The sequence below is a fragment of the Nocardia farcinica genome, assembly GCF_029867845.1.
Lineage (GTDB): Bacteria > Actinomycetota > Actinomycetes > Mycobacteriales > Mycobacteriaceae > Nocardia > Nocardia farcinica_A.
This window is the reverse complement of record NZ_JARWRU010000836.1, coordinates 1-5,993: the sequence shown is the minus strand read 5'-3', so window position 1 is coordinate 5,993 and position 5,993 is coordinate 1. Positions and strand designations below refer to the sequence as shown.

Below are 5,993 nucleotides of genomic sequence, written 5' to 3'. Positions count from 1 at the left end.
CGGGCGCTGTCCGTCGGGGAGGGTGGCGTCGTGGAAGGTGCCCGAGGAGCTCACCAGGCCACAGCCCGCGAGCACGGCCGCGGTGAACACGGCGAGCAGTCCGGTCAGTGCGCGGTTCGCACCCGCGCGGCCCGCGGCGATCACGACAACCCCCTCGGGGTCGCGGCCAGTTCGACGAGCCTGCCGAGCCAGTCGATGATCAGGGCGAGCAGCGCCACCAGGATCGCCCCCGACACCAGCAGTTTCGGCAGGAAGAGTGTGACGCCGGTGGTGATCAGCGTGCCGAGGCTGGTGGCGCCGATGAAGGTGCTCAGCGTCGCGGTGCCGACCAGGATGACCAGGGCGGTGCGCACGCCGTTGAGGATGACCGGCACCGCCAGCGGCAACTCGACCTGCACCAGGGTGCGCAGGGCGGAGAAGCCGATGCCGCGGGCGGCCTCGATGGTGCGCCGGTCGACCTGGCGCAGGCCGACGATGGTGTTCTGCAGGATGGGCAGCACCGCGTAGACGACCAGACCGACCACGGCGGTGCGGAATCCGGTGCCGAGCCAGAAGGTGAACAGCACGAGCAGCCCGACCGCCGGCGCGGCCTGGCCGATGTTGGCGATGTTCACCGCGATCGGCTCGAGCCGCCGCAGCGCGGGCCGGGTGAGCAGGATGCCGAGCGGGATGGCCAGGGCGACCACGATCACGGTGGCGACCAGGGTCAGCTTCACGTGCTCGAGGATGGTGGTCTGCAGGTTGTCCCAGCCGAGGGAGGCCTGCTCGGTCGGGGTGAGCGTGGCCGAGCGGTACCACAGCAGGTAGCCCACGCCGAGGACCACGATGATCAGCGGCTCGAACCACACGTCCATGGGCAGGCGGGCGAGGCGGCGGGCCAGGGCGGAGCCTGCGGCCGCGGGTGCGGCGGGGGTGGTGCGCGCGGGGGACGCGGTGGCGGTCACGACGCCTGCGCCGATCCGGGTTCGGCCGATTCGGGTTCGGCCGATTCGGCGGCGGCCGTGCCGGGTTCGTCGGCGGCGACCACCGGGGTCGGCGTCGGATCGGTGCCGGGCACGTAGGTCTCGTAGGACAGGTTCTCCTGCTCGCCACGGCTCTCGGCCAGTTTGGCGCGGATCACCTCGGTCACGGCCTCGATGCTCAGCGATCCGGTCACCGCGCCGCGGCCGTCGGTCACCAGCGCCGCGCCCTGGCTGGTGGCGAGCATGGCGTCGAGCGCGTCGTTGAGGGTGGACGAGCGCGCCACCACCGGCAGGCGACGGTCGAGATAGTCGGAGATCTCCGGCTTGCTGCGCACCTCGGCCAGAGTTGGCCACGAGCGCGGCCGGTCGTGTTCGTCCACCACGACCACCCAGGTGTGGCCGGCGGCCTCGGCGCGGGCGAGCACCTCCCCGGTGGGTTCGCCGACGCGGGCGGTGGTGACCGGCTGGGTCGACACATCGCGCACCCTGGACACGGTGAGATAGGCGAGTTTCGCGCCGGAGCCGACGAATTCCTCCACGAACGGCGTGGCCGGGTCGGTGAGGATCTGTTCCGGGGTGGCGTACTGCTCGACGTGACCGCCCGCGGACAGGATGAGCACCTTGTCGCCGAGCTTGGTGGCCTCCTCGAAGTCGTGGGTGACGATCACGATGGTCTTGCCGAGTTCCTGCTGGATCGCCAGCAGGCTGTCCTGCAGGCGGATCCGGGTGATCGGATCGACCGCGCCGAACGGCTCGTCCATGAGCAGCACCGGTGGGTCGGCCGCCAGGGCGCGGGCCACGCCGACGCGCTGCTGCTGCCCACCGGACATGTCCTTGGGCAGCCGGTGCGCGAACTCGCGCGGATCGAGACCGACCAGGTCGAGCAGGTACTCGGTGCGTTCGGCGATGCGCTTGCGGTCCCAGCCGAGCACGCGCGGGATGGCGCCGATGTTCTTGGCCACCGACCAGTGCGGGAACAGGCCGCCGGACTGGATGACGTAGCCGATGCCCTGGCGCAGCGTGTCGGGGTCCTCCTTGGTGACATCGCGCCCGCCGATCAGGATGCGGCCCTCGGTGGGTTCGATGAGCCGGTTGATCATCTTGAGCGTGGTGGTCTTGCCGCAGCCGGAGGGGCCGACGAAGGCGGCGATGTCGCCCGCCGCGATCGCCAGGTCGAGCCGGGCCACCGCGGGGGTGCGCTGCCCCCGGTAGCGCTTGACGACCGAGTCGAGGACGATGTCCGCGCCGGTGACGTGGCGTTCGGGTGTCGTTTCCGCTGGAGCCATCACAGTCCTTTCGCGATCGTGAGACGCCCGAGCAGGACGAGCAGTGCGTCGAACACCAAGGCGATGGCGACGATGAGAACGGTTCCGGTGAGCGCCATCTCCAGCGCGTTGGCGCCGCCGAGCCGGGACAGGCCGTTGAAGATCAGCGATCCGAGACCGGGGCCGAGCACGTAGGCGACGATGGCGGCCACACCGACGATCATCTGCGTGGACACCCTGATGCCGGTGAGGATGACCGGCCAGGCGATCGGCAGCTCGACGGTCAGCAGGATGCGCCAGCGCGGCAGGCCGATCCCGCGCGCGGCCTCCACCACGGCGGCGGGCACCGAGCGCAGCCCGACCACGGCGTTGCCGATCACCGGCATGGCCGCGAAGAAGGCCAGCATGAGAAACGACGGCACCACGCCGAGGCCGAAGGGCACCAGCAGCAGCGCCAGCAGCGCCAGTGAGGGGATGGTCAGCGCGACCCGGCTCGAGGTGAGCGTGAGCGCCGAGGCCAGCGGGTAGCGGTAGACGGCGACCGCGATGAGCACGGCGGCGACCGTGCCGACCAGGACCGTCTGGAAGGCCAGTGACGCGTGCTGGTAGGTCAGGAACAGCAGCGTCTCTTCCCGTCCCTGGATGTAGCTCCACACATTCACGCCGATATCCCATCGTCAGCCGATGTCCGGCCGGCCCGTTCGCGGGTGACGACCGTCGTGCATGTGCCGCCGAATGCTAGGCGATTCTGCCCCACCATCGCCCGTGAGGCACGCCGAACCGCCCGATTGCCCCTCGGGCGGCCGGGCGCCGGGACCGCGTTCGCCGCCGGGTGCGCGGCGGCGCGTGTGCACACGGGGCGGTTGTCAGGCCACCGAGGCGAGGCGCGAGTACGCCGAGGCGTCGCCCGCGACGAGGGTGCTGGTCGAGCCGTCCACGCCGACCGGGATGCCGCCTGCCAAGGTGATGCGGGTGAGCCTGCGGTGCTCGGCGCCGTCGTAGTCGTCGATCGCGTAGTGCTGGGTGGCCAGGTTGTCCCAGATCGCCACGTCGCCGAGCTCCCAGTTCCAGCGGGTGGTGTGCTCGAGGCGGGTCACCCGGTCCTGGAAGAGGCGGAACAGCGCGTGCGACTCGGTGCCGGGCAGCCCGACGATGCGCTTGACGAAATTGCCCAGCAGCAGGGCGCGTTCACCGGTGTCGGGGTGCACGTGCACCACCGGGTGCTCGGCCTCGAAGTAGGTGGACTCGAACTCGCGGCGGTAGGCCAGGGCGCCCTCGTCGGGGCGGTCCTCGGCCTCGAGGGCGTAGTCGTAGCGGTTGTCGTGGCGAGCTCGCAGGCTCTCGGCCAGCCGCTTGAGCGGCTCGGGCAGCGAGTTGTAGGCGGCGACGGTGGAGGCCCAGGTGGTGGAGCCGCCGTAGCTCGGCAGCGTCACCGCGCGCAGGATGGAGGCCTTCGGCACCCGATCGACGAAGGTCACATCGGTGTGCCAGCTGTTGGCCCTGCCCTGGGTGGAATCGATCGCCAGGCTCTTGGTGCCCGCCGATTTCACCGTCGGGTGTGGTGTGGTCGGTGTGCCGAGCAGTTGGGCGAACTCGTACTGGCCGTCCTCGGTCAGGTGGTGCTGGCCGCGGAAGAAGATCACCTTGTGCTCGGCCAGGGCCGCGCGGATCGCGTCCACGGTGGCCGCGTCGAGGTCGCCGCCCAGGCGCACGCCCTCGATCCGCGCGCCGATGTGCGCGCCGAGCTTGACCACCTCGACCCCGGTCTCCGCGGCGGTCTGCGGGGCGATGGCGAAATCGACGGACATGCTCTCGGCCTTTCACTCGAACCTGTGACGTCTCGGATTCCACCAGCGATCACCCCCGTGCCGACAGGGTTGGCGTCACCGCGATTCGAAAGGGCAATCGTTCAGCGAACACGGCGGCGAGCACCCACGGTCGCGGGGTCAACTCCGGTCGCGGAAGGCGCGGGCGCGCCGGGAACGCCAGGTCGCGTTGACGTAGCGCTTGGACTCGGCGTGCGGGCGCGGCGGGTCGTACCGGACCGCGGGCGCGAGGGTGGTGAAGCCCGCCACCTCGTCGGTCTCGGTCAGCCCCGCGCGCAGGGCGAGCTCGAGCAGCAAACGGTCGTCGGTGGCCAGGCCCATCCCCCGCCGCAGCGCGGTCGCCAGGATGAGCAGATCGTTGAAGGAGTTGCGGCGGTGCCGTTTGAGATTGTTTCCCGCGGCCAGGAATTCACGCAGCAGGTCGACGGCGGTGTCGATGTCGCGCTCGGTCAACGGGATGGGTTCGATCCCGGCGCGGGCGACGAATTCGCTGCGCTCCTCGACGATGCGCCCCATGTCCCGGCCGACGGCCCAGGTGGCGACGGTGTGCAGGATGTCGGTCGCGCCCGCGATCTGTAGTTCGGCCAGCGCGTGATGGGACTTTTCGTAGGTGGTGACGAAGCCGTATCCGGCCAGTTCGACGGGAAAGTCGACCACCAGCCGGTCGGTGCTGTCCCGCCAGGCCACGCCCTGCTGGATACGGGCGCGATCGCGCTCGAGATCGGCGGGCGAGGGCACCCGCGCCGCGCGCCGCGACCCGGTCACGCGCGGCAGCAGATAGCGATATCCCCAGCCGGTGCTCGCCTGCATGCCGTACAGCTCCTGCAACGCCGTGGTGCTGACGGCGAGCCTGCCCGCGGCGGGCTGGTCGATCCCGCCCTGCTGCCATCGCGAGAGGTAGTTCGTGTCGAGCAGAATGCCGTTGGAAGTGCCAGTGGAAATGCCAGTGGAAGCGCCAGTGGAAATGCCGTTGGAAATGCCGAAGCCCCTTCCGCCCGACAAGAACTGCCTCGTCACCTTCCGGCGCGGCGGCCGCGGCGAACAAACGGGCAATCCGCATCGTAGCAACCCCTCCGACCTGGTGCGATCCCTGTCCGGCAACGTGATTCGCGCGCCGGCGCGTCAATGTTTGCGATCACCGTGAAAGAAATCGCCGCCCGGCCGTCCGCCTGTGCAGACACGTCGCCGTCGGCCCCGCCCTCCTGCTGTGGGGCAGGCCGAAAATTCCGGGACGAGAGCACATTCCGAGCACCGGCCCGGTGATCCTGGCGGCCGATCATCTGGCCGTGGCCGACTCGTTCTACGTGGTGCTCGCGGCGCGGCGGCCGGTCACCTTCCTGGCCAAGCGCGAGTACTTCGACGGCACGGGCGTCGCCGGAACGCTGCGGCGGTGGTTCTTCTCCTGGGTCGGCCAGATCCCGGTGGACCGCCGGGGCGGCGCGAGCGCCTCGCCCGCGCTGGCGGCCGCGACGCGAATCCTCGAGGGCGGCGGGGCCTGGGGCATTCACCCGGAGGGCACGCGGTCACCGGACGGCAGGCTCTACCGGGGTAGGACGGGCGCGGTCCGGGTCGCGTTGGCGACCGGGGCGCCACTGGTGCCGATCGCGCTCTCGGGCACCCGCCGCGAGCCGGGGTCGCCCTGGTGGCGGCGCCGGGTGGTGCTCGAGATCCTGGAGCCGATGGATCTCGAGCCCTACCGGCGTGCGGGGTCGGCGGGAGTTCGTGCGGCGACCGACGCGCTCATGCGGCGGATCGGCGAGCACACCGGTCAGGTGCGGGTGGACGGCTACGCCTCTCGCCACCCGTCGGCAGCGACGTGGGCGGCGGAACGGCCGCTGGGGCGCGGCGCGCGGGGGCGCGGGCGGCCGGGGGGCAAAGGCGGGGGCGGCGGGGGGGGCGGGGGGGGCCGGAGGGCGGGTGGGGCGAGCGGGGGGGGGGGG

Annotated in this window: 6 protein-coding genes; 1 reads left to right on the top strand and 5 read right to left on the bottom strand. The window is 71.3% G+C overall.

Going from position 1 to position 5,993, the window contains the following annotated elements:
- Positions 1–140: 140 nt before the first annotated feature.
- From QH283_RS18240 to QH283_RS18220, 5 genes are all read right to left on the bottom strand, one after another.
- Positions 141–944 (bottom strand): ABC transporter permease, encoded by an 804-nt coding sequence (locus tag QH283_RS18240; RefSeq protein ID WP_414689537.1) that lies wholly within the window; start codon positions 942–944, stop codon positions 141–143.
- Positions 941–2,248 (bottom strand): ABC transporter ATP-binding protein, encoded by a 1,308-nt coding sequence (locus QH283_RS18235; RefSeq protein ID WP_280504197.1) that lies wholly within the window; start codon positions 2,246–2,248, stop codon positions 941–943. Before QH283_RS18235 ends, QH283_RS18240 begins: the two co-directional genes overlap by 4 nt.
- A complete protein-coding gene (locus QH283_RS18230; RefSeq protein ID WP_280504196.1) occupies positions 2,248–2,889 on the bottom strand; it encodes an ABC transporter permease in 642 nt (213 codons plus the stop codon). Before QH283_RS18230 ends, QH283_RS18235 begins: the two co-directional genes overlap by 1 nt.
- Before the next feature lie 204 nt (positions 2,890–3,093).
- Entirely contained in the window at positions 3,094–4,035 is a 942-nt protein-coding gene (locus tag QH283_RS18225; RefSeq protein WP_280504195.1) for a TauD/TfdA dioxygenase family protein, read from the bottom strand.
- 138 nt (positions 4,036–4,173) lie between these two features.
- Positions 4,174–5,055 (bottom strand): hypothetical protein, encoded by an 882-nt coding sequence (locus QH283_RS18220; RefSeq protein WP_280504194.1) that lies wholly within the window; start codon positions 5,053–5,055, stop codon positions 4,174–4,176.
- Between the two features lie 167 nt (positions 5,056–5,222).
- Between QH283_RS18220 and QH283_RS18215 the strand changes: the two genes are divergently transcribed.
- Positions 5,223–5,993 (top strand): lysophospholipid acyltransferase family protein (locus tag QH283_RS18215; protein ID WP_348538287.1); only part of this gene is annotated, 771 nt, incomplete at its 3' end.